This is a genomic window from Paludisphaera sp., from assembly GCF_037189885.1.
Classification (GTDB): Bacteria; Planctomycetota; Planctomycetia; order Isosphaerales; family Isosphaeraceae; genus Paludisphaera.
The window spans coordinates 73,310-96,269 of sequence record NZ_JBBCIR010000014.1; the positions used below are offsets into that span (position 1 = coordinate 73,310).

Annotated in this window: 15 protein-coding genes; 7 read left to right on the forward strand and 8 right to left on the reverse strand. The window is 71.2% G+C overall.

Translation table 11 applies throughout. From position 1 onward, the window contains the following. Nucleotides 1–2: 2 nt before the first annotated feature. The 4 genes from WG209_RS06470 to WG209_RS06485 all read right to left on the reverse strand — a co-directional run bounded on the left by WG209_RS06470 (nt 3) and on the right by WG209_RS06485 (nt 7,390). Complete coding sequence (locus WG209_RS06470) at nt 3–3,446, reverse strand: hypothetical protein (protein WP_337174202.1); 3,444 nt, start codon at nt 3,444–3,446, stop codon at nt 3–5. A 166-nt stretch (nt 3,447–3,612) separates the two neighbouring features. After that, nucleotides 3,613–5,544, reverse strand: coding sequence for a hypothetical protein (locus WG209_RS06475; RefSeq protein WP_337174203.1), 1,932 nt, complete (start codon nt 5,542–5,544; stop codon nt 3,613–3,615). A 142-nt stretch (nt 5,545–5,686) separates the two neighbouring features. Then, the gene (locus tag WG209_RS06480) at nt 5,687–6,259 is read right to left on the reverse strand and encodes a GNAT family N-acetyltransferase (protein ID WP_337174204.1); all 573 of its coding nucleotides are present in this window, start codon (nt 6,257–6,259) and stop codon (nt 5,687–5,689) included. Nucleotides 6,260–6,406: 147 nt separating this feature from the next. Then, the gene (locus WG209_RS06485; RefSeq protein ID WP_337174205.1) at nt 6,407–7,390 is read right to left on the reverse strand and encodes a DUF1570 domain-containing protein; all 984 of its coding nucleotides are present in this window, start codon (nt 7,388–7,390) and stop codon (nt 6,407–6,409) included. Nucleotides 7,391–7,482: 92 nt separating this feature from the next. Here WG209_RS06485 and WG209_RS06490 point away from each other — a divergent pair, with 92 nt between their 5' ends. The 5 genes from WG209_RS06490 to WG209_RS06510 all read left to right on the forward strand — a co-directional run bounded on the left by WG209_RS06490 (nt 7,483) and on the right by WG209_RS06510 (nt 12,514). Continuing rightward, nucleotides 7,483–7,893, forward strand: coding sequence for a very short patch repair endonuclease (locus WG209_RS06490; protein WP_337174206.1), 411 nt, complete (start codon nt 7,483–7,485; stop codon nt 7,891–7,893). 3 nt (nt 7,894–7,896) lie between these two features. Then, nucleotides 7,897–9,048: a DNA cytosine methyltransferase gene (locus WG209_RS06495; protein WP_337174207.1), complete on the forward strand. Its 1,152-nt coding sequence runs from the start codon at nt 7,897–7,899 to the stop codon at nt 9,046–9,048. A gap of 96 nt (nt 9,049–9,144) precedes the next feature. Next, a complete protein-coding gene (locus tag WG209_RS06500) occupies nt 9,145–9,804 on the forward strand; it encodes a DUF1080 domain-containing protein (RefSeq protein ID WP_337174208.1) in 660 nt (219 codons plus the stop codon). A 284-nt stretch (nt 9,805–10,088) separates the two neighbouring features. Next, nucleotides 10,089–10,694, forward strand: a complete 606-nt coding sequence (locus WG209_RS06505; protein ID WP_337174209.1) for an ECF-type sigma factor — start codon at nt 10,089–10,091, stop codon at nt 10,692–10,694. Next, on the forward strand, nt 10,691–12,514 hold the full coding sequence (locus WG209_RS06510) for a serine/threonine-protein kinase (RefSeq protein ID WP_337174210.1): 1,824 nt from the start codon (nt 10,691–10,693) through the stop codon (nt 12,512–12,514). Before WG209_RS06505 ends, WG209_RS06510 begins: the two co-directional genes overlap by 4 nt. A 493-nt stretch (nt 12,515–13,007) precedes the next feature. Here WG209_RS06510 and WG209_RS06515 read toward each other — a convergent pair whose 3' ends face one another. Further along, nucleotides 13,008–15,206 carry a phospholipid carrier-dependent glycosyltransferase gene (locus tag WG209_RS06515; RefSeq protein WP_337174211.1) on the reverse strand — a complete coding sequence of 733 codons (2,199 nt, stop codon included), beginning with the start codon at nt 15,204–15,206 and terminating at the stop codon, nt 13,008–13,010. 127 nt (nt 15,207–15,333) lie between these two features. Between WG209_RS06515 and WG209_RS06520 the strand changes: the two genes are divergently transcribed. Continuing rightward, nucleotides 15,334–15,936 carry an SIS domain-containing protein gene (locus WG209_RS06520; protein ID WP_337174212.1) on the forward strand — a complete coding sequence of 201 codons (603 nt, stop codon included), beginning with the start codon at nt 15,334–15,336 and terminating at the stop codon, nt 15,934–15,936. Nucleotide 15,937: 1 nt separating this feature from the next. Continuing rightward, entirely contained in the window at nt 15,938–16,939 is a 1,002-nt protein-coding gene (locus WG209_RS06525) for an ROK family protein (RefSeq protein ID WP_337174213.1), read from the forward strand. A gap of 19 nt (nt 16,940–16,958) precedes the next feature. Here WG209_RS06525 and WG209_RS06530 read toward each other — a convergent pair whose 3' ends face one another. The 3 genes from WG209_RS06530 to WG209_RS06540 form a co-directional block, all read right to left on the reverse strand. Next, on the reverse strand, nt 16,959–17,321 hold the full coding sequence (locus WG209_RS06530) for a response regulator (protein WP_337174214.1): 363 nt from the start codon (nt 17,319–17,321) through the stop codon (nt 16,959–16,961). 247 nt (nt 17,322–17,568) lie between these two features. After that, nucleotides 17,569–19,389, reverse strand: coding sequence for a TolC family protein (locus tag WG209_RS06535; RefSeq protein ID WP_337174215.1), 1,821 nt, complete (start codon nt 19,387–19,389; stop codon nt 17,569–17,571). A gap of 306 nt (nt 19,390–19,695) precedes the next feature. Further along, on the reverse strand, nt 19,696–22,950 hold the full coding sequence (locus WG209_RS06540; RefSeq protein ID WP_337174216.1) for an efflux RND transporter permease subunit: 3,255 nt from the start codon (nt 22,948–22,950) through the stop codon (nt 19,696–19,698). Nucleotides 22,951–22,960: the final 10 nt, after the last annotated feature.

Sequence of the window (22,960 nt, forward strand, 5' to 3'; positions counted from 1 at the left end):
CGTCACTCCAGCGGCAGCCCGCGCGGCCGGCGCGTGGCGAGCGAGGCGTCGGGATCCGGGCCGGGGGGCGGGGGAGCGGCCAGGTAGTCCATCGTGGTCGACGGCCGCGACCGGATCGCCGTCGAGTCGTCCGAGCCGACTTCCGAGGCCGACCGGAACGACGACCCCGGCGCGACCAGGCTCGACCCCGCCGTCACGCGCGAGGGGCCCCCGGCGGGAGCCGGCGCCTCCCGCGCCGCCAGCCGGCGTCCCAGGAAGATCGCCAGCCCCAGCGCGACCCCGAAGACCGACGCCTGCATGGCGAACGCCCAGGCGCCCGCCGGCAGGTACATCGCCGCCGGCAGGCCCGCGACCGCCGCGGCCCCCGCGACCCACGGGGCCCGCGACGGGAAGAACGTCAGCGCCAGGGCCGCCAGCAGGGCCAGGCCGGAGCACGCCAGCACGGCGCCGGCGCGGGAGACCAGCCGGGGGGCCATCGGCGTCGGGGGGCCGGGGCGGCTGTAGAGCAGCCCTCGCGCCGCGTCGTCCCCCTCCGGGGTCTCGTCGAGCGCGGCCGCCGTCGCCGCGGGGCCGGCCGCCCACGCCGCCAGCCGCGACGCCGACGCCACCGGCCGGCGCGAGGCCGCGAAGCCGTCCCAGGCCCATCGCCCCTCGTCGGTCCAGCCTCGCGGCGGGACGGGGGCCACCAGCGTCCAGGGGACCTGGGCCAGCCAGTACGTCTGGAGCACCTCCGCCCCCCCCAGCAGCGTCGGCGCCGACCACGGCCGACGCGCCGAGGCGGCCGGGGCGCGGTATTCCAGGTCCAGCAGCACGGGCCGCTCGGCCGACTCCGCCGGCAGGTCGATCCGGGTCTCCCCCCCCTCGCCGGTCGCGTCGATCCGGTCGACGGCCTGGCCGTCCACGCGCACTCGCAGCCAGCTCGCGCCCGGGGGGAGCGCGACCGAGAGCGACCGCGGGTGGGACTCCACCGCGTACCACGCCCGGACCCGCAGGCCGCCGTCGGCGTCGAGCGACGACCGCACGAAGGCCCGCGAGGCCACGACCGCCGGCATCGCCACCGGCTCGACCAGCCGGGCCGTCGCCGCCAGCGCGTCGGCCGCGTCGTCCCGCTCCAGCCGGTAGGCCAGCGGCTCGCGACCGTCGGCCACGGGCTCCACGCGCGACCAGGCCGGGTCGTCCACGGCCGCCGCCACGTCCGGGTCCGTCGCGACCGCGATCGTGCAGGGCCCGGGCTCGCCGGCCTCGATCGCGATCCAGGGGATCCGCGCCGCGGTCGGCCCTTCCGAGGTCAGCGGCCGGCCCAGCGGCACGCGGAAGTGGAACGTCAGCGAGGCGTCGGAGACGGGCCGATCGAAGGTCAGCCGCGCCCGGCGGACGCCGGAAGAAGGCTCGTCAAGCTCCTCCTTGCGGAGCGGGCGCTGGCCGTCCGACGCCTCCCACCCCGGCGCGACGCCCGGCGGCGTCAGCACGACCAGCGAGGTCGGCGCGCCGTGCCGGACGCGGATGTTCGTCTCCTGCCTGACCTCGATCGCGCGTCGCGAGACCCGCGCCGACAGGCTCGTCTCGCGGCGGATCGCCATCGCGCGACGCTCCAGCCGCAGGTCCAGCGCAGTCGGGTTGCGAGAGGTGCGCAGCCGCAGGGTCGGGGGGGCTCCCGCCTCGGCCCTGGTCGCGGGCGGGTCGGCCGCCGGCTCCTTCACCAGCGTCTCGTCCAGCGGCTCCAGCGCGACGTCGACCCCGGCCGAGACGGCCAGCGTCGTCGTGGTCGCGACCGCCCCCCGCGGGGCGAACAGGCCCAGGCGGACGTCCCCCGGCTCGACGGGGTCCTGCCTCCCGACGAGCGTCAGGCCGAACGCCGAGCGGTCGCGGGCCTGGGGCGTCAGGCGGATCCGCAGCGATCGCGCCCCCGCCCCCCCCCCCGCCTCGCCGGGCCGCGGGGCGGCGGCGGCCTCCACCAGCTCCGCGGGGCCGATCGACGTGACCTTCAGGCCGGGAGGGGTCGCGACCTCGATCTCGTACAGCGTCCCGCGCACCCGCTCCACGTCCAGCGTCGTCTCGTTCCGCACCCCGTCCGGGTCGATCGACAGCCGCGCCGAGGCGTCCACCCGGAACAGCGGCGGCGCCGGCTCGACCCCCAGCGACAGCTCGAACGGCTGCTCGCCGAACTGCATCGCGATCGCCGTCCCCAGCCTCGTCTTCAGCGCCGTGGGGAGGTCGCGCGGGTCGATCCGGCGCAAACCTCGCGCCCGCGACACGCTGACGAACAGGTTCGGCCCCTGCGTGACCCCGAGGAAGCCGGATTGCTCGCCGGCGTCGGTCAGGGGGTAGCCGGCGAACTCCAACGTCCCCGCGCCGGCGATCGGCCGCCTCGTCTCCAGGACGAGCCGCCGCGACTCCCCGGCTCGGAGCGGCTCCGACAGCGGGATGGTCAGCAGGTTCGCCCCCCCGGAGCGCTCGATCCCGGAGGCCTGGAACTGGTCGTTGAGCCGCACCCCGGCGACCTCTTCGTCCTCGCCGAGCCGGATCTGGAGGCTGCGCGCCACCCCTCGCGAGCAGGAAACGGCCCAGGACGACCGCACCGAGACCCCCTCGGCGTCCACGTCCACCGCCATCTCCACCTGGGCCGACAACAGCGGCGCGGCGCGGGGGCCGGCGGCGTCCTGCTCGCTCCAGCTCAGCTCCAGCCGCGAGCGCGGCCGGACATGCGCCGCCAACCGCAGCCCTCGCCCCTCGACCGGCTCGGGCTTCGGGACGATCTCGCCCGTGCCCAGGTCCACGTCGATCGCGCGCCGCGGCAGCATCAGGTCGAACGAGGTCGCCGACGCCTCCGGGACGGCCAGCTCCAGCGTCCGCCGCTGGGAGCCGACGCGGACCGGGGCCACGGCCTCGATCCGGAGCCGATGCCCGCGAGCGCCCTCGAGCCGGGCCTCCCACGGCCCGCCCTCGGGCCGTCGCACGTCCAGTTCGCGGTCCCCTTCCCGGGCCGAGGGGACGACGGGGACGGTGAGCCCCAGCGGCACCCACGTCGGGCCGTCGACGAAGAGCTCGGCGTGGATGTCCAGGACGAGCCGCGCCGTCTCCCCCTCGACCGCCCCGGAGACGCGGACCTCGTCGATGTTCGCGACGGCCGCCCCGCCCTCGGCCCGGGGGGCCTCGCCGATCCTGCCGGGGGCCGGTCGCGCGATGATCCAGTCGGGCGCGGCCAGCTTCTTCCAGAACTCGGCCGCGTCGGCCGCCCCTTCGAGGATGACGACCTCGCTGGGCCAGCGCCTCGACGGCTTATCCTCGACGGCGGCGGGCGACGAGTCCGATGCCGGCGGGGCGACCGCGCCGGCCGGCGGGGCGGGGGGGGCGGCCGGCTGCTGGCCCAGGGCCGCGGTCCCCGCGCCCACGGCGATCAGCATCCCCGTCAGCGCGCTCCAGTAGCAGGGCCCTCGTGGATTCAAGGCGGCCACACTCAAGGGGGAGCCCGACGCGGGGCGACGGAGACGCCCCGGGCCCGGACGAGACGGGAAAGGGCGACCCGCCACGCGAGTCACCGCGACTGGAATATATCACGCGAACCGCCCCCGTTCCAGGAAACGCAAGGTCCCCCGGGCGGGCCGGACGCCGCTACTTCCCGGCGACGGGCTTCAACGCGCCGTCCTCCAGGAGCTTACGCCACGCCGCGTACCCTTGTTCGGGCGCGTCGGCGTCGTAGGCCGGCGCCTCCCGGCCGGTCGAACGCCGGAGGTTGTCGTACGCCAGCTCGCGGACGGCCAGCGAGGGCTCGCGCGGGGAGAGCGATTCGACGAGTTCCTCGATCGCTTCCGGCGTGGCGTCCTTGGCCGAGAGCCCGGGCAGCAGCCTCGCGAGCCGGGCCCGGTCGGCCGCGCCCATGTCGGCCTCGATCTGGTCCCAGGCGCGCCGGGCCGCCGCCTCGCCGGACGCCAGCTCCTCGCGGATCGCGGCGATGGCGGCGCGACGGGCGACGGGGTCCTCCGGGCGCTCCAGGATGGGCGTCAGCAACGAGAGGTCGCCGAGGCCGCGGAGCATGGCGACCGCCGCCGCCTTGACGTCGGGGTCGTCGCTCTCCGTCGCCGAGACGACGTCGGCCAGGACGGGCCGGTCCTCGGCGAACTCGGCGAGGAACTTCTCGCGGCCGGCGGTCCGCTCGGCGGACGCCTCGGGGCCCGAGAGCCACTCGGCGGGGGCGGCTTCCTTCGCGGTCGTCACCGCGCCGGCGGCGTCGACGCGGGCGACGGCGGGGCCCTGCACCTTCTGGGTCGCCTTCGCGGTCTTCAGCGTCAGCTCGCCGCCGGCGGCCACGTGGACGACCAGCGCCGGCGCCACGGGAGCGGCGACGCCGTATTCCCAGCGCCGGGCCGACTCCACGCCCACCGCCAGGCCGGCCGGGCGCTGCAATTCGACGCCCACGCCCTGACAGGCGACGTGCAGCGAGCGCGCCTGGGACGAGGTCTCCGCCAGGATTCGCCCGCGGACCAGCTCGATGTTCACGCCGCCGTCCGCGGGGTCGTCCAGCGCGCGGATCTCCGAGTCCTCGAGGAGCGTCAGGGGCCCGCCGCCCCCCTCCAGCCGCGCCGTGGAATTCGGCGTGCTCATCAGGCGGTCGCCCGCGTGGATGCCGTCCCCCTCGTGGGCGCGGACCCACTCGCGATGGTCGGCGTCGTACTCCAGGAGCATCCCGTCGAGCCGGGCGACGACGGCCGACGAACCGGCCGGCACGGCGACCGGCGCCGCGGCCTCCTCGCCCGGCGCCGGCGCGGCGTTCGCCGTCTCGGCCTCGTTATCGGGCTCGTCACCGGCCTCCAACCCGTCCGGCATCGCGTCGACGACCGGCGCGGGGGCCGCGGCCCTTGGCGCGGGGTCGGCCGCCCGGGGGGCGGCGACTGGATCGACGGCGGGGGTCGAGCCGTCCGGCGCGCCGCCGGCCTTCGAGGGCACGGCGGCGACGAGCACGGCGTCGCGCGCCGGGTCGGGCTTCAGGCTCTCGTAGGCCGACCAGGTGAGCAGGCCGAGGACGCCCAGGCAGGCCGCGGCCGGGCCGTATCGCTCGACCCAATCCCTCCGACGCGGCGTCTGCGCGGTCCACGGGGCGACCGGCTGCGACGCCGGCTGGGGGGGCGGCGCGGCGGCTTCGGCGTCGGCCGGCCGCTGGGCCTCGCGCCCCTTCACCAGCCCGTACATCCGAACCTTGGCCTGGTGCGGGACCTGCACCTTCTGGCCCAGCAGGCTGAGAATCTGGTGGACGCTGGCCACCTCCGCCAGGTTCACGTCCGAGACCAGGCACTTCTTCTCGTATTCCGCCACCTGCTCGGCGTTCAGGTCGTTGTCCAGGTAGCTCGCGACGAGGTTCGGGTCGGTGGCCTCCTCCCCCGACGGGGGGGGTATCGTGAGCCGACGCTGCCGCGTCACGCGATGGATCCGCTGGACCAGCTCCTGCGCCAGGGGGCTCACCGCCACCTGCTTGCCGATCTCCCGCACCTGCACCGGCGGCAGCTTGTCGTCCAGCCACGCCAGCAGGGTCCGCAAAGTCAGCCTCATCGCCCAGCCTCCCGACATGCACCCCGCCGCGAGGCCCTCCCCCGCGCGCCCACTACCCCCGTTAGTGGCGACAGCCTCGGGAATCCGTGCGATTATTTTCCGGAGGGCGATCGGGCCCGCCGCGAAACGGGATCATTCCTCGTCATCCGCCACTGGCCACTGGTTCGTGAGCCAGGCCTAGTGCTGGTGGACCCGGGTGATGACGGGCAAGGATCGTCGGAATTGCTCTGTGCGAGAACACGTGAGACTGCTTTCCGGGGCCGACGATGAACCAGCCCAATTCCTCCAGTCGCGATATTCGGCTGTCGACGGATGAGTACCCAATCGCGATACGGCATCCGTGCCGCCGCGCCGCGTCCATCCGGGCCAGGTCCAGCCTCCGACTCAGGCCCTGCTTGCGGGAGGACGGCTCGACGACCAGCCTGTTGAAGGAAGCGATGGGAGAAGGCAATGGCTCTCTGAAGGCCCCACGATAGGACTCGGAATCGGGCACGCTATCCAGCGTCTCATGGATGCTCATCCGAGCCGCCGCCACCGGCTCGCCATCCCTGAGGATGGCCCAGTGCATGGCGGAACGGTCCAGATCCTCCAACCAGATTCGCAGGCGCGCGATTTCGGGATAGAACGATTCCCAGGCCCGAATCCGCAACATGCCGATTTTATTCATCATGGTTTCATCGGCAGGGCGGATTTCCGATAGATCAAGCTCCCCCATCGAAGAACCCGCCTCTCTGTCAAGCGGTTGGACCGAGCGACGGCTCATTAGGCACGGCCCGCGATCTCTTCACGGAAGACGACCCATGCACGATCCCATTCGGTCCTTCCCGCGGTTGGCAAACCCCGCCCGGCGGCCGATGGGCGTTCATAACGCTCGCACCAGGCGGACCGCGTGGGCCTGGAGATCGCGGTCGAGTTGGTCAAGGTCGCCGAGGTGGGCGCGGGCGTCGGCCTCGCGATGTTCCGGAGTCTTGCGCTGGCGGAGGGCGGCCAGGTAATCGCGGAAGCCGGGGAGGCGGCCCTTGTCGTTGAACAGGAGATGGACGAGGGCCCACGACTCGGCGTAGGCGAGCATCACCTTGCCGTACAGGCCGGCGCGGATAACCTGGTCGTCGGTGAGCAACTCGCGGGCGGGGATCCACGGGATCGAGCGTCGCAGCTTGGCCAGGTCGTCGGCGCGGTGGACGTTCATCCGGCCGAGGTCGCTGGGGCCCATCACCTTGCGGGGCTCGCCGTAGGTCCCCAGGCCCTCGATGACGCAGGCGGGGGCGTCGGCCTCGCGGTCGAGCAGGCCGGTATTAAACGTGAGCTGATGCATCGCCTCGTGCGCGATCGTCTGGACGTTGCGATTCGCCGCGCGGCTGATTTGGGGGACGTTCCGCCAGTCGAAGACGCTCAACAGGTTACTGGCGCGGTCGTAGACTCCCACGGCCTGCGCGCCCCCTTCCATCAGCGAGGGCAGCCCGAGATACCGACCGAACGATCGGTCGTCGGCGAACGCCGTCACCAGCAGCGGCTTCTCCGGTTCCTTGACCTCGAACCCCCGCGCGCGGAGGTGCCGCGCGTAGTCGGCCAGGAGTCCCTCGCAGTCGGTCAGCGTCGAGCGCAGGAAGGAATCCGCCGCGTCGCCGAGCGCCAGGTAATGGATCGACCGCAGCCGTCGGAAGCGATCGAAGCCCGCCTCGCGCAGTCGCTTCTCCACCTCGGCCTCGTCGGCGTCGCGGATCGGTGCCGGCCCCGGCTGCGCCGCGGGAGCCTGCTGGGCGGCCGACGCCCTCCGGAAGCCCCCCGCGACCAGCACGGCCGCCGCCCCCAGCCACCGCCGACGATCGATCGACTCGCCCCGCATCGTCTCCCTCCCGGTGGGATCGCGTTCCCCTGATGGCTCGCCCCTTCCACTATAATGCCCCGGTGGATTCTCGGCCCGTCGGGAGGTGCGTCATGGCGGACTCGCTCACGCCGGAGGAGCGGAGCAAACAGATGGGCCTTGTCCGGTCGACGGACACGAAGCCGGAGATGGTCGTCCGACGCCTCGTGCATTCCCTGGGGTATCGATACAGGCTGCACGACCGGACGCTGCCGGGGAAGCCCGACCTCGTCTTCAAACGCCGCCGCAAGGTAATCTTCATTCACGGTTGCTTCTGGCATCGCCACGGGGCGGGCTGCTCGCGCACCAGGATGCCGAAGTCGCGGCAGGAATTCTGGGGCAAGAAGCTGACGGGGAACGAGGAGAGGGACCGTCGGAACGAGGCGGCGCTGTCGGCCCTGGGCTGGACTTATCTGATCGTTTGGGAATGTCAGCTGAAGGACCGCGACGAGATCGCCCGTCGCGTCCGCGATTTCCTGGGATGAGTCATGCGTTCGATCGAGCTATTCGCCGGGGCGGGCGGCTTAGCCCTTGGGGTCTCGCAGGCCGGCTTCGAGCATGACGCGGTCGTCGAGCGGGACCGCGACGCCTGCGGGACGATCCGAGCGAACAACGACCGAGGCGTGATCGCCTGGCCCCTCCTCGAGACCGACGCGCGGGCCGTCCGCTACGCGGATTACGGCGAGGGAGTCGACCTGCTCGCGGGAGGGCCGCCGTGCCAGCCGTTCTCCATCGGCGGCAAGCACAAGGGCCACGACGACTCGCGCAACATGTTCCCCGAGGCCATCCGGGCGATCCGCGAGCTGAGGCCGAAGGCCATCCTCTTCGAGAACGTGAAGGGGCTCCTCCGGCAGTCCTTCGCGAAGTACTTCGAATACATCCTCCTCCAGATCACCTATCCCGAGGTCGTCCACAAGCCCGACGAGGAATGGGGATCGCACCTCTCAAGGCTGGAGCGGCACCATACAAAAGGGGGCCGAGGCGGCCTCTCCTATCGCGTCGTCTTCCGCCTCCTGAACGCCGCGGATTACGGCGTGCCGCAACGGCGCGAGCGCGTGATCATCGTCGGCTTCCGCTCCGACCTGAAACGCGACTGGTCGTTCCCCGGGCCGACCCACTCCGAGGCCGCCCTCCTCCGGGACAAGTGGGTGACCGGCGAATACTGGGATCGTCACTCGGTCGCCACCAGCGAACGTCCCACCGCGCCGGCCCGCGTCCTGGGGAAGCTCGCGCGCGCCGGGGCCGGCCCCCCGCTTGAGCCCTGGTCGACCGTCCGCGACGCGCTGGCGGGGCTCCCGGAGCCCGAGACCCACGGGGAGGCCGAATCGTTCCTGAATCACCGCCTCGTCCCGGGCGCAAGGTCGTACCCCGGGCATACCGGCAGCCCGCTGGACGAGCCGTCGAAGACGCTGAAGGCGGGCGACCACGGCGTCCCCGGCGGCGAGAACATGATGTCCTTCGCCGACGGCCGGGTCCGCTACTACACCGTGCGCGAGTCGGCCCGCATCCAGACCTTCCCGGACGACTACGCCTTCTTCGGCTCCTGGACGGAGAGCATGCGGCAGCTCGGCAACGCCGTCCCGGTGCGGCTGGGAAGGGTGATCGCCGAGAGCATCCGCGCCGGGCTCCGCGCGGCTTGACGCGGAGCGAAATCGACCCCCGCCGCCGATTCGGGTAGCATCGTCGATGCTAAACGGAGCCGACAGAACGAGCCCGAACGCGCGACGGAGTCGATCATGTCCAGAGCCTTTTCCGTGGTCCTGTTCGCCTGCCTCGGCCTGATCGCCGCCGACGAGCCGCCGGGGACGATCGAGCTGTTCGATGGCAAGACGCTCGACGGCTGGAAGAAGACGCCGTTCTACGGGGCCGACGTCGTGGACGTCCGCGTCGAGGACGGCGCGATCGTGCTGCCGGAAGGCAGGTCGATGTCCGGCGTCACCTCCACGCGCGAGGATCTGCCGAAGGTCGATTACGAGCTGACCTACGAGGCCAAGCGGACAGCCGGCAACGACTTCTTCGCCGCCGCGACGTTCCCCGTCGGCGACGGCTTCGTCACGCTGGTCAACGGCGGCTGGGGGGGGAACATCACCGGCCTCTCCTGCCTCGACGGCGCCGACGCCTCCGAGAACCAGACCACCACCGGCCACCGCTACAAGGACGACGTCTGGTACCGCTTCCGCGTCCGCGTCACCGCCGACGCCGTCCGCTGCTGGATCGACGACAAGGAGGTCGTGAAGGTCGACATCCGCGACCGCGTCCTCTCCACCCGCATCCAGGTCCGGGCGAGCGAGCCCCTGGGCTTCGCGACCTGGGAATCCGCCGGCATGGTCCGCAAAGCCTCGCTACGCCCCCTCGCCCCCGCCGAGGTCGCCGAGAATCACGTCGAGGAATTCTGACGGGCGACCCGATGACATAACCGTGGCGTAGAATGCCAGGGATGGCGCGAGCCGGCGCGCGAGCGGACTCGAACCCCCCTCCAATCCGATGCCATGATCCCTTCTCCCATCGTGGGAGAAGGTGCCCCGGAGGGGCGGATGAGGGGGACGCGGGACCGGACGCCGCCGCGACGCCCCCCTCATCCGGCCTTCGGCCGCCTTCTCCCACGAGGGGAGAAGGGGGGAACTCGCGTCGGGCGGCGAGCCGCTCCCCGACTCCAATCAACTCTCACACGGGCCGAGCGATGAACGAGGTCGACCGCGGATCGGTGACGCACTGGATCGGCGACCTCAAGGTCGGCGACCTCGCCGCGGCGCAGCCGCTCTGGGAGCGCTACTTCGGCAAGCTCGTCGTCCTGGCCCGGGCAAAGTTGCGCGGGCTCCGCAAGGCCGGGGCCGACGAGGACGAGGAGGACGCGGCGCTCTCGGCGTTCAACAGCTTCTGCGAGGGCGCGGCGAAGGGGCGGTTCCCCAAGCTGGACGACCGCGAGGATCTCTGGAAGCTCATGGTCGTCATCACGGCCCGCAAGGCGTTCGCCCAGGTCGGGCGCGAACGCCGCCTCAAGCGCGGCGGGGGACGGAAGGCGAGCGAGCTGGACCGCGACGGCGGCCTCGAGCTGATCGCCGGCGACGAGCCGACGCCGGAGTTCGCCGCGATGGTCGCCGAGGAGTTCCAGCGCCTGCTCGACGCCCTCCCCGACGACGGCCTGCGCGAGGTCGCCCTCCGTCGCATGGAGGGCTACACCAGCGACGAGATCGCCGAGCGCCTCGGCTGCGCGCGGCGGACCGTCGCCCGACGCCTCGACCTGATCCGCAAGACCTGGTCGCAACGGGACGAGGACGCCTCATGACCAAGCCCCCCGGCAAGGACGCCGCCGACCCGCTCGCCGTGGCGCGGAAGGTCCACGACGCCTGCGAGCGCTTCGAGGCCGACTGGAAGGCCCGCCCCCGGCCGCGCGTCGAGGACTACCTCGGCCCCCCCGAAGATCCCGACCGCCCGGCGCTCGTCGAGGAGCTGGCCGCCCTGGAGATCGAGCTGCGTCAAACGGTCGGCGAGGAGCCTTCCCTCCGCGAATACCTCCGCCGCTTCCCCCCCCACGCCGACGCCCTGCGCCCGCTCTTCCGCGAGGAGACCGACTCGGGGGCCGACGAGGGAGCGGCCGACGGCGAGCCCTTCGAGGCGACCGTCGGCCTGCGCCCCGGTGACGAGCCGCGTCGGCCTGCCTCCCCCTCGTCGTCGGCCCCGCCGGCCGGCGGCGAGCGCTTCGGCAAGTACGAACTCGTCGCGGAGCTGGCGCGCGGCGGCATGGGGATCGTGTACCGCGCCCACGACACCGCGCTGAACCGCCCCGTCGCCCTCAAGATGATCCTCTCCGGCGCGCTGGCCGGCGACGCCGACCGCGAGCGCTTCCGCCGCGAGGCCGCGCTCGCCGCCCGGCTCGACCACTCCAACATCGTGCCGATCCACGAGGTCGGCGAGCAGGACGGCTTCCTGTACTTCACCATGCGCCTGGTGGAGGGGGGGACGCTGGCCGACCACATGGAGACGTATCGCGAGGACCCGATCGCCGCTGCCGGGCTGATCGAGACCCTCGCCCGCGCCGTGCGATACGCCAACGAGCAAGGGTTCATCCACTGCGACCTGAAGCCCTCCAACGTCCTGATCGACCGCGACGGCTCCCCGCGCGTCACCGACTTCGGCCTGGCGCGGCAGGCGTCGCAGTCCAGCGAACTGACGGCCTCGGGCGCGGTCCTGGGGACGCCCAGCTACATGGCCCCCGAGCAGGCTTCCGGCGACCGCAAGGCCATCGGCCCGGCCACCGACGTCCACGGCCTGGGCGCGATCCTCTATGAGATCCTCGCCGGCCGGCCGCCGTTCCGCATGGGGACCACGATGGAGACGGTGATGCAGGCCATCTACTGCGACCCGATCCCCCCCCACCAGCTCCGCCCGGACGTCCCCCGCGAGCTGGAGCACATCTGCCTGAAGTGCCTGGAGAAGTCCCCCTCGGACCGCTACCCGACCCCCGCCGCGCTGGCCGACGAGCTGGCCCGGTACATCCAGGGGGACGTGATCGCGGCGTCCGGCCCGGTCCAGAAGCTCCGCCGCTGGGTCCGACGCGAGCCCGAGATCGCCGCCCGGCTCGCCGGCCTGGGCCTGATGAGCGTGCTCACCGAGGTCAACTACCACTTCCTATCCCTGGAGCCCGACGCCACCGCCCGCGCCTGGGTCCAGGTCGTCCTGGGCCTCTGGGCCGTGCTGACGCTCCTGTTCCAGCAACTCAAGCGGCGGGGACGGGAATCGGACGCGACGCGAGGGGCCTGGATCCTCGGCGACATGACCTGCCTGACGCTGCTCGTCTGGATCATGGGCGACCTCGACACGCCGCTGCTGATCGGCTACCCGCTGATGGTCGCGGCGTCCGGCCTCTGGTTCCGCGAGGGGATCGTCTGGCTCACGACCGCGCTGGCGATCGCTGGCTACGCCGGCCTCCACGCCCTGGCCGGGCTGGAATGGCGCCAGGGCCAGCTAGGATGGTCCCGCCCGGACGCGCTCCCCTTCGCCAACGTCTTCATCGCCTGCCTGGCCCTGGCCGGCTACGTCGTCGCCCGGATCGTCAAGCGCATCAAGGCCATCGACCAGTATTACGAACTCCGCCGCGGCGGCTGATAGCCCCGGCCCCCTCGCGGAATTCTTTTCGAAACATGAAATCCCGCCGAACCTCCCCCGGATCATTCCCCAAGTCGGAGGTTCTTTGAAAATTCGCCAGCATCGATGACCCGGGGACGGCCCGCCCGCATGAAGGCCGATACCGAGGACATGACGAGGGCACCGGCCCGATCCCGTCCCCTCTCCCCCCGGGAGAGGCCAGCCGCGCCAGCGGCGGGTGAGGGTCGTCGGAGCGCAGACGGCATGTCGGCGCGTGGAACGGGCGAACCGCCGCTATCTCGACCGTCCGATGACCCTCACCCGGCCCTTTGGGCCACCCTCTCCCGGCGGGAGAGGGGACGCGCGTCTTACGTTCGCGGGATTGGAAAACCACTTCGAATACGACGAACGAAGCCAACTCCGCGAACTCGCAAGCCATTGATCGTCAACATCTTAATTCAAATTCACCCGAACCGCCGGCGCGCGAACGAAGCCAAACGGAGCCAGAGCCCGATCATCGCGAATCGGCCGGGGGACGGACGCGGTAGAGGCGGAACCAGGGGTCTTCCTCGCGGGCTCCGTAGAGGGGTTCGAAGACCTGGGGGCGGGTATCGGCCCAGCGGCGTTCGATGGGGAACCCTTCCGTGTCGGCGACGTTATGGGCACCCTCGGCCGGGTTGACGCGCGTGACGACCAGGAGTTGGATCCCGGCGTCGCGAAGGTTCGAAAGCCATGCGTCGAAGTCGGGCTCCTCGCGGTCCCAGCCCGGCCGGGGGTTGGGCCACGAGCCTCGGCCCTCGGCGACGGCCCGGCGGTGGAAGTCGTGCAGCAGCCAGTCGGGGGGGCCCTGGACGTTCACGTACCGGACGTCGTTCCGCAGCCTCGCCCCCATCAGATAGTAAGGGATGTTCGTCCCCGCGTAGGCCACCCGCGACCCCGTTGGGCCAGATCGGGCGTCCAGTTCCATCCAGCCCAGGTAGAAGTCCCCGAACGCCGGGAAGAACAGGAGCCGAGGGTCCCCCGCGAACGGGGCCGTCCACAACGCCCCCAACCCCGCCAGGGCCAGCGCCGAGGCCGTCGCGACCGTCCACGTCCGGGCGCCGCGCCGGGCGGATCGCCAACGCGACCACGCCCAGGTCGCTAGCGCCGCGGCCAGCCCCGCGAGGGCCAGCCGTCCGGCCGCCGACGCGCTGTTCATAGCCGAGGACACCCCGAGGATCGACGGCACCGCGTTGGGGATGCGCGGGTGGAGATCCCACGGCACGTCGGCGTCCGTCGGGCCGAACGGCCACGTCTGTGGCGTCAGCAGGTGGAGCGCCAGCAGGGCCGTCGCCAGGATCGACAGCCACCGGCCGCGATCGAGCAGCCGCGCGAGCGGCACGACGGCCAGCCCCACCCCCTGGAGCATGAACCGCTGCTGCGTCCGATAGGGGATGAACAGCCAGTAGAGCGCGACGTTGAGGACCGCGCCGGCCGCGAAGACCCAGACCCAGCCGTCGCCCGGCCGCCGCCCCCGGCCGATCGCCCACGCCCCCAGCACGGCCGCCAGCCAGAGCGGGACCGTCCGGGCGTCCAGCACGCCGGCCAGGATGTCCACCAACGCCCGCCACTGGTCGACGGGCACGTAGTAGACGCTTTGCGTCATGGCGTCGCGGTCGTACCAGCCCGACAGCAGCGTCGCCCCGCCGACCTTCAACGTCAGCGGATACAACGGGTTGCCGGTCAGGATCGCGTTCCGGGCGAACCAGAACGCCGAGGGCGTCGCGACGCTCGCAAGCATGATCCCCGCGCCAGCGAGCGTCGGCCTGAGCCTTCGGGAATTCCAGTATGCCGCGACGACCCCCGCCAGCGCCAGCGGCGGGACGAAGAGGTTCCCCACCGACTTCGTCCCCAGCGCCAGCCCCGCCGCCAGCCCCCCGAACAGCAGCGCGGGCCAGCCGTCGCGACCGAGCCCGTGCCGCAGGAAGAAGTAAGCGGCGGCGAGATAGCCGGCCATGAAGATCGTGTCGACGTTGGCCTCGAAGTTGAACGAGACCAGCGGCCCGCCGGTCGCGAACAGCGAGGTCGCCACCAGCGACGCCGTCCGCCCGGCCCCCAGCTCGCGGGCGCAGCCGTAGGCCGCCAGGCACGCCATCACGTAGAACGGCGCCTGCCCCACCCTCGCCAGCCGGTCGCCCCCCCAGGTCGCCATCAGCCAGGCGAACCAGACGTCGCCATTCGCCGGGAAGTAGGTCGCCGCGCTCTCGCCGAACGGCACGGGGACGAGGTCCAGGCCCCCCGCCTTCCACCATTTCGCCGCGAAGTACAGGTGATAGATGGGGCCGTCGCTCACCACCTTCACCGGGAGGAGGAGCGAGGGGAGCCCGAAGACGATCGCCGTCCAGAGCAGCAGACCGAGCGCGACCCAGCCCTCCCATCCCGTCGGCTCGGCCGGGGCGGGAGGGGCGGGGTCGGATTCCCGGAGCCGCGTCGCCCAGGCGCCCGCCGCCAGCGCCAGCACGCCGGACCACCCCACCATCCAGCCGAGGCGCAGCTGGCCGAGCGCCCCGAGGAGCTGCATCGCCACGGTGATCCACGCCCATCCCAGCACGGCCGCCGCCAGCGCGCGGGGCAGCCCGCGCGGCAGGGCCAGGGCATGCCGGCCGCAAGCCAGCCCCCCGAAGGTGACCAGGGCGACGACGGCGAGGCTGACGATCGAGGACCAGGCGCTCATCTTAGGCGTCGATCTCCCGGGGGCGGGTCGTGGGGCGGGGCCGAGTCCACTTTACACGCTTTCGACCCGGCTGCTATGATCCCGCCGCTGGAGAAGGACGGAGACCGCGCCGGAAGGAGTGGCGACAATGCTGGGACAGACGCTTTCGGCCGGGGACTACCTGTCGCGGGTGCGCGACGAGATCGCCAGGCTCGACCTCCGCTCGGTCGAGAACGTCAGCGACGTGATCGAGCGGGCTTATGACGCCGGCCGGTTCGTCTTCATCATCGGCAACGGCGGCTCCGGCGCGAACGCCTCGCACCTCTGCGAGGACCTCGCCAAGTGCACCCTGGTCGACTTCGAGGGCCAGAAGCGGCTGAAGGTCCTGAGCCTCACCGACAACACCGCCGGCATCATGGCCTGGGCCAACGACGAGGGATATGAGCGGATCTTCATCGAACAGCTGAAGAACCTCGCCTCCCACGGCGACGTCCTGATCGCCATCTCAGGCTCCGGCAACAGCCCCAACATCCTCCGCGCCGTGGAGTGGGCCGAGGCCAACGGCCTGGAGACCGTCGGCTTCACCGGCTTCTCCGGCGGCAAGCTCCAGGAGATGGGGAGGCACAACCTCCACGTCGGCATCGACGACATGGGGATCGTGGAATCGCTCCACCAGGTCGTCTTCCACTGGCTGATCGACGACCTCCATCGCCGATTCGCCGCCAAGCACCGCGCGACGGCCCACGCCTGACATGCCAAGCCACCACCCCTGGGCCGTCGGCGTCGAGATCGGCGGCACCAAGCTCCAGCTCGGCCTGAGCCGCCACCCCGAAGGCTTCGACGGCCTGATCCGGCGGACGATCGTCCCCGCCGACGGCGCGCGGGGGATCCTCGCCCAGATCGAGGATGGTTTCGCCGCGCTGGGCGAGGAACACGGCCTGCGGCCGGGCGACGTCCGGGCCGTCGGCGTCGGCTTCGGCGGGCCCGTCGACGCCGAGTCGGGGCGGACGGAGACCTCGTTCCAGGTCGAGGGATGGACCGGCTTCCCCCTGGCCGGTTGGTTCCGCGAGGCCCTGGGCGTCCCGCTCGTCTCGGTCCACAATGACGCCGACGTCGCCGGCCTGGCCGAGTCTCGCCTGGGCGCGGGCCGGGGCCGCTCGCCGATCCTGTACCTGACGATCGGCAGCGGCATCGGCGGGGCGTTGATCATCGACGGCCGTATCTATCGCGGCGCGGGGCGGGGCGCGGCCGAGATCGGCCACCTGCGCGTCCCCCCTTCCGACCTCGCCCCCGCGGGGGCGGAGTGGCCGGAGCTGGAGAAGGTGGCCTCCGGCTGGGGAATCGGGGCCGTCGCCAGGGACCTCGCCCGGACTCTCGACGCCGAAGGCCGCCGCTGGGGTGTCCAGGACGAGTCGGGCGGCGACCCCGCGAGCATCACGGCCGTCGACGTGGCGGACGCGGCGCGTCGGGACGATCCGAACGCCCTCCGGGTGCTGGGGCAGGCCCATGACGCCATGGCGCACGCGCTGTGCGAGGCGGTCGCCCTGATCGCCCCGGCGCGCATCATCCTGGGAGGGGGCGTCTCGCTGATGGGGGAGGACCTGTGGTTCGCCCCCATCCGGTCGCGGGTCGACGCCGGCGCGTTCGCGCCGTTCCGGGGCTCGTTCGACATCGTCGCGGCGGAGCTAGGCGAGGCCGTCGTGGTCCACGGGGCGCTGGAATTGGCCCGCGATGCCCTGAAGGCGTCGCGTTGATGGCCGGCCCGGCTTGGCTTCAGCAGCAGCCGGTCGCGGCGCGGCGGTCGAGAAGCTGCTTGATGTAAGTGTGGTCGGCCGGCTTGACGACGTGGTGGTCGAAGCCCGCCTGCTGCGAGCGGTGCTCGTGCTCGGCGTCGCCGTAGCCGGTCATGGCGATGAGCAACGTCTTGTCGAGCGGGGGGGTGCGGCGCATCTGCTCGGCGACGCGGTAGCCGTTCATGTCCGGCAGGCTGATGTCGAGGAAGACGGCGTCGGGCTCGAACTCGCGGGCGAAGGCGAGCCCCTCGGCACCGTCGTGGGCGGTGCGGACCTCATGGCCGTCGATCCGGCAGAGCATGGCGAACGAGGTCGCCGAGTCGACGTTGTCGTCGACGATCAAGACTTTGAGACCGATCGCCGAGGAGGGGCTTTCGGGCGCATGGTCCACGTCAAATCTCCGATCTTCGCCGGGTTCGACCGATCGACTTGTCGGGTCGCGTTCCGTCAATCCGGAGGCGAGCGTCGCCGTCCCGATCTTCGAGGTGATTTGCATTCCATTATCTTATCAGGAGACGACCCCCGCGGCAATCGCGCCCCGGCCGGCGGGGACGTTTAGCCCCCGACGGTTCGGGCCGTTCTCCCGAGGATCAGTCGGGCGGGAGCGCGTCCGGCAGGCCTCCGGGCGGCGAGGGCGGCGGGATCTCGATCCGGTCCGCGGGGCCGAGCCCGCCCTGGCGCTCGTCCGGATCGTCCGGCGGCGGGGGAGGGGGCGCGTCGTCGGCCGGCGACGGCGCTAGCGGGTCGGTGAACGGCTCGGCCGCCGGGCTCCGCGGGGGCCCGGGGATCGACGGCGTGACCGGCTCGCCGATCGGCTCCGGCTTCACATCGAGCGCCGGTGTCTTGCGCGTCCGGATCCGCTCCCAGAACGGCAGCATCGGCCTGGGGACCGGGATCGAGTAGAGGTAGCTGCCGCCGCCGAGGGCCTGATAGGTCTCGATGACCGCGGCCAGTTGCTCCTGCTTGGTCTCGACCAGCGTCGTCCGGGCGTCCCTGAGGTCCCGCTGGGCGAACAGCACGTCGACGTAGTCGGCGCGGGCGAACTGGAAGAGTCGCGTGGCGACCCGCACCGATTCCTCCAACGCCGCGAGCTGCTCGCGCCGGATCTCGATGCTGCGGGTGTAGTAGTCGACGCGGGACAGGCGATTGACCACGTCGACGAACGCCTCCAGCACGATCCGCTGGTATCGATACACGGCCTGCAACTGGCGGGCGTTCGCGGTGAGGTACTCGGCCTTGATCGCCTTCCGGTTGATGAACGGGACGACCAGGTTGCCGGCGGCGCCCGCGATCAGCCCCTCGGGCGTGAGGAACATGAACCGGGGGTCGAAGCCCTGATAGCCGACGTTCGAGCCGATGAAGCCCTTCGGGTAGAACTGCTTTCGGGCGACCAGCACGTCCAGCCCGGCCGCCTCCAGCTCGCGCTCGGCCTGGCGGATGTCCGGCCGATTCCTCAACAGCTCCGCGGGGAAGCCCACGCTCAGCGGGTGCAGCTTCAGGTCGATGAAATCCCCCGTCCAGCGCTCGACGCGCTGGGGGTTGCGCCCCAGCAGGAAATTGATCCGGTTCTCCGTCTCGACGATGTCCTGCCGCACGATCTCCTTCTCGCTCTGGTTCCTGCGGACTTCGGCCAGGAACCGCTGGACCGGCAGCTCGGTGCCGCGGGCGCCCTCCTTGACGGACCTGGCCATCTCCAGCGCCTGCTCCTGGATCTTGATCGTCTCGTCCAGGATGACGATCCGATTGTCGAGCGACATCAGCCGGTAGTAGTTGCTCGCGACCTCGGCGATCAGGTTGGTGACGAACGCGTTCCGCGCCTCGCCGGCGGCGTAGTAGCGCAGGATCGCCGCGTCCCTGGCGTTGTGCAACTGCCACCAGATGTCCGGCGTCCAGATCATCGCCGGCGCGAAGAGGAAGTCGGGGATGGGGTCGGGGAGGAAGCGGCCGCGCTCGAACGGGTCGTTCAGGATCGTCACGCCGGGGATCGTGAACAGGCTGGTCTTCTCGATCGCGATGCGGCCGCCGGGGTCGATCGACGGGAGGTACGCCCCCCTGCGCGACATGATCTCGTTGCTGGCGACCTGGATCTCCTCGGTGATGATCCGCAGCTCCTGGTTGCCGCCGATCGCGGAGCGCACGAGTCCGACCAGGGCCGGGTCGTCGAAGAATTCCTCGACGCGGAGCAGCCCCGAGTTGTCCGGGCTGTCGGCCGCCTCGAAGACCGGCGGCAGGTCGGATTGAGGGTCCGTCTTGCGGAGGTCGTAGGTGGGCAGCGCCCCCGGCCCCGGCTTGGCGTTGCGCAGCGCGGGTATCGCGCAAGACGGCAGGATCAGCGAGAAGCCGCACGCGACGGCGAGCGCCGCCGCCCGCATCCAGAGCTTCCCACCCGACTGGCTCACCGGCTGGTTCATCCGTTCCATCCTTGGAGAATTCCGCCGCCCGGCCCCCCGCCCGCGCTCCGCCGCGGGATCAAGGAAGCCATGGGCATCGGACTTTCCCGCCCTCCGGGCGGGGATTCCTGGTCGCGCCGCCCGCGGCGATCCCCGTCGGGGGTCGCGCGCCGGGCGGGCCGTGGGTTGATCGTGGGGGGCCGGTCGAGATGGGGACGGGGACCGGCCCCGAGGCGCGAGGGGACCCGGCGATTCATCGACGAACATCGAATCGTCGCCGGTCTAACGCATCCCGACCGCGCGGTCAAGACGGGTTGGGATGCCGCGTCACGCGCCCTCCTCGTCGTAGCTCTCCCCGTCGTCTTCCATGCCGTCCAGGCCGTGCCCGGCCGTCCCATGCTCCGGGTCGTGGCCGGGCGTCCCGCCGTGGCTGAGCGCCTCGGTCAGGGGGCCGTCCACCTCGTCCTGGAGCAGCTTCTTGCCGTCGGCCAGCTTGCCGAAGATGTAATAGAGGCCGGGGATGACCAGCACGCCGATCGTGGTGCCCAGCAGCATGCCCCCGACCGCGGTGGTGCCGATCGTCCGGTTCCCGATCGCGCCGGGGCCCGTGGCGCGCACCAGCGGGATCAGGCCGGCGATGAACGCGAAGGAGGTCATGAGGATCGGCCGGAACCGCAGCTTGCCCCCCTCGATCGCCGCCTCCGCGATGCTCGCCCCCTCGCTCCGCCGCTGGACCGCGAACTCGACGATCAGGATCGCGTTCTTGCCCAGCAGGCCGACCAGCATGACCAGGCCGATCTGCGCGTACACGTCGTTCGACAGCCCCATGAGCCGCAGGAACAGGAAGGAGCCGAAGATCCCGATCGGCAGCGACATGATCACCGACAGCGGCAGCAGGAAGCTCTCGTACTGGCCGACCAGCACGAGGTACACGAAGACCACGACGACCATGAAGATGTAGACCGCCAGGTTCCCCTTCGTCGCCTCGTCGTAGGACAGGGCCTCCCAGCCCAGGCCGAAGCCCGGCGGGAGCGTCTCGGCGGCCACCTCCTGGATGGCCTGGATCGCCTGACCGCTGCTGTACCCCGGCGCGGGGGCGCCCTGAATCGCGGCCGACGTGTAGAGGTTGTAGCGGTTGATCTCGTTGAGGCCCTGCCCCTTCTTCAGCGTCATGAACGCCGAGTAGGGGACCATCTCCCCCTTGTCGTTCTTGACGAACATGTTCTCCAGGTCGGACGGGTAGCGGCGGAACTCCGGCAGGGCCTGGACGAACACCTTGTAGAACTGGCCGAAGCGGACGAACCCCTGCTCCCAGGTGCTGCCGATGGCGATGGAGAGGTTGTCCATCGCCTTGCCGATCGACACCCCCTTCTGCATGGCCACGTCGTTGTCGATGACGATCTCGTACTGCGGGTAGTTGCTCGCGAAGAAGGTGAACAGCCCCTTGACCTCCTTGCGCTTCGCCAGGGCGGCCATGAACTTGTCGGTCACCTCGCCGAGCCGCGCGTAGTCCATCGAGTTCGTCTTGTCCAGCACCCGCGTGGAGAAGCCGCCGGCGGCCCCGAAGCCCGGCACCGCGGGGGGCTCGAAGAACTCCAGCTTCACGTTGGACATCTGGCGGCACTCGTGCTCCAGCCGCTCGATGATCTCCTTCGAGGTCAGCTTGCGCTCGCCCCAGGGCTTCAGGTTGATGAGGCACGTCCCCGCGTTGGATCCGCGCCCTTCGGTCAGCACCTCGTAGCCGGCCAGCGAGGAGATCGAGCCGACCCCGGGGATGTCCCTGGCGATCCGCTGGAGCTCGTGCGACTTGCTGTTGGTGTACTCGATCGTCGAGCCCGGCGGCGTCTGGAGCACCGCGTAGATCATCCCCTGGTCCTCCAGCGGGATGAAGCCGGCCGGCAGGTGCGAGTTCACGAGGAAGATCCCGACCCCGAACGCCCCGACGACCCCCATGGTCAGCAGCCGTCTCGGCACCACCGGGCGCAGGAACGCGGCGTAGCCCCCCGTCACCTTCTCGACGCCCCGGTCGAACATCCTCAGGAAGATCGCCAGCGGCGAGTAGCTCTTGCGCCCCGTGTGGGGCTTGAGGATCATCGCGCAGAGGACCGGCGTGAGCGTCAGCGCGACCAGGCCGGAGAGGACGATGGACGTCGCCATCGTGATCCCGAACTGGCGGTAGAACGTCCCGACCGGCCCGGTCATGAACGTCACCGGGACGAACACCGCCGTCATCACCAGCGTGATGGCGATGATCGCGCCGCTGATCTCCCCCATCACCTCCCGCGTGGCCAGGTACGGCGTGAGGTGCTTCTCGTGCATCTTGGCGTGGACCGCCTCCACCACCACGATGGCGTCGTCGACCACGACGCCGATCGCCAGCACCAGCGCGAAGAGCGTGATCAGGTTGATCGACAGCCCGAACACCTGCAGGAAGAAGAACGCCCCGATCAGCGAGACCGGCACCGCCAGCGTCGGGATCAGCGTCGATCGGAAGTCCCCCAGGAAGAGGAACACCACCAGAGACACCAGCACGAACGCCTCGAAGAGCGTGTGGACGACCTGCTCGATCGACGCCTCCAGGAAGCTGGAGACGTCGTAGCTCACCTCGTACGTCATCCCGGAGGGGAACGACTCCTCCTTCATCTCCTTGAGCTTCTCCTTCACCTCCTCGATCACGGCCGACGCGTTCGTGCCCGGGAGCTGCTTCAGGACGATCGCCGCCGACGGATGGCCGTCGATGTCCGAGTAGATGTCGTAGTACGCGGCGCTCAGGTCGACGCGGGCGACGTCCTTCAGGCGTAGGATCTCGCCGTCCGGGTTCGCCCTCAGGACGATGTCCTCGTATTGCTCCGGCCGGTTGTACCGCCCGACCCAGGTCAGGACGTATTCCTTCGCCTGGGACCGGACGCCCGTCGCCTGCCCGAGCCGGCCGGGCGAGCCGATCATGCTCTGCTCGCCGAGGGTCTTCACGACGTCCTCGGCCGAGACGTTGTAGGCCCGCATGCGGTCCAGGTCCAGCCACACCCGGATGGCGTACTGGCGGTTCCCCAGGATCGTGGCGCTGCCGACGCCCCGCACCCGCTTCAGCTCGGGCACCAGGTTGGCGAAGGCGAAATTGTAGAGGAAGTTCTGGTCCTGCCCCTCCTGCGTGCTGTAGACGTTCACGTACATCAGCATGCTGGACATGTTCTGCATCACGATGATCCCCTCCCGCTCGACGAGGGGTGGGAGCCGGTTCTTCACCGTCTGGATGCGGTTCTGCACGTTCAGCACCGCCACGTTCGGGTCCGTGCCGGGCTCGAACACGATCGTGATCGCCGCCTCGCCGGCGCTCGTGGCGGCCGACACCATGTAGCGCATGTCGGCGACGCCGTTGATCGCCTGCTCCAGGATGATCATCACCGAGTCGACCAGCACGTTGGCGCTGGCGCCGGGGTAGGAGATCGCCACCACCACGCTGGGCGGGGCTACCGAGGGGAATTGCGAGATCGGGAGCGTGGCGATCGACAGCCCCCCCAGGAAGAGGATGATGATCGAGATGACGATCGCCAGCGCCGGACGGTGGAGGATCTTCGCGAACATGGCACTCGTG

Excerpts from the sequence above, each read along its gene's own strand:
- WG209_RS06475 (WP_337174203.1), bottom strand. The coding sequence starts at position 5,544 with ATGAGGCTGACTTTGCGGACCCTGCTGGCGTGGCTGGACGACAAGCTG.
- WG209_RS06480 (WP_337174204.1), bottom strand. The coding sequence starts at position 6,259 with ATGGGGGAGCTTGATCTATCGGAAATCCGCCCTGCCGATGAAACCATG.
- WG209_RS06485 (WP_337174205.1), bottom strand. The coding sequence starts at position 7,390 with ATGCGGGGCGAGTCGATCGATCGTCGGCGGTGGCTGGGGGCGGCGGCC.
- WG209_RS06490 (WP_337174206.1), top strand. The coding sequence starts at position 7,483 with ATGGCGGACTCGCTCACGCCGGAGGAGCGGAGCAAACAGATGGGCCTT.
- WG209_RS06495 (WP_337174207.1), top strand. The coding sequence starts at position 7,897 with ATGCGTTCGATCGAGCTATTCGCCGGGGCGGGCGGCTTAGCCCTTGGG.
- WG209_RS06500 (WP_337174208.1), top strand. The coding sequence starts at position 9,145 with ATGTCCAGAGCCTTTTCCGTGGTCCTGTTCGCCTGCCTCGGCCTGATC.
- WG209_RS06505 (WP_337174209.1), top strand. The coding sequence starts at position 10,089 with ATGAACGAGGTCGACCGCGGATCGGTGACGCACTGGATCGGCGACCTC.
- WG209_RS06510 (WP_337174210.1), top strand. The coding sequence starts at position 10,691 with ATGACCAAGCCCCCCGGCAAGGACGCCGCCGACCCGCTCGCCGTGGCG.
- WG209_RS06515 (WP_337174211.1), bottom strand. The coding sequence starts at position 15,206 with ATGAGCGCCTGGTCCTCGATCGTCAGCCTCGCCGTCGTCGCCCTGGTC.
- WG209_RS06520 (WP_337174212.1), top strand. The coding sequence starts at position 15,334 with ATGCTGGGACAGACGCTTTCGGCCGGGGACTACCTGTCGCGGGTGCGC.
- WG209_RS06525 (WP_337174213.1), top strand. The coding sequence starts at position 15,938 with ATGCCAAGCCACCACCCCTGGGCCGTCGGCGTCGAGATCGGCGGCACC.
- WG209_RS06535 (WP_337174215.1), bottom strand. The coding sequence starts at position 19,389 with ATGAACCAGCCGGTGAGCCAGTCGGGTGGGAAGCTCTGGATGCGGGCG.
- WG209_RS06540 (WP_337174216.1), bottom strand. The coding sequence starts at position 22,950 with ATGTTCGCGAAGATCCTCCACCGTCCGGCGCTGGCGATCGTCATCTCG.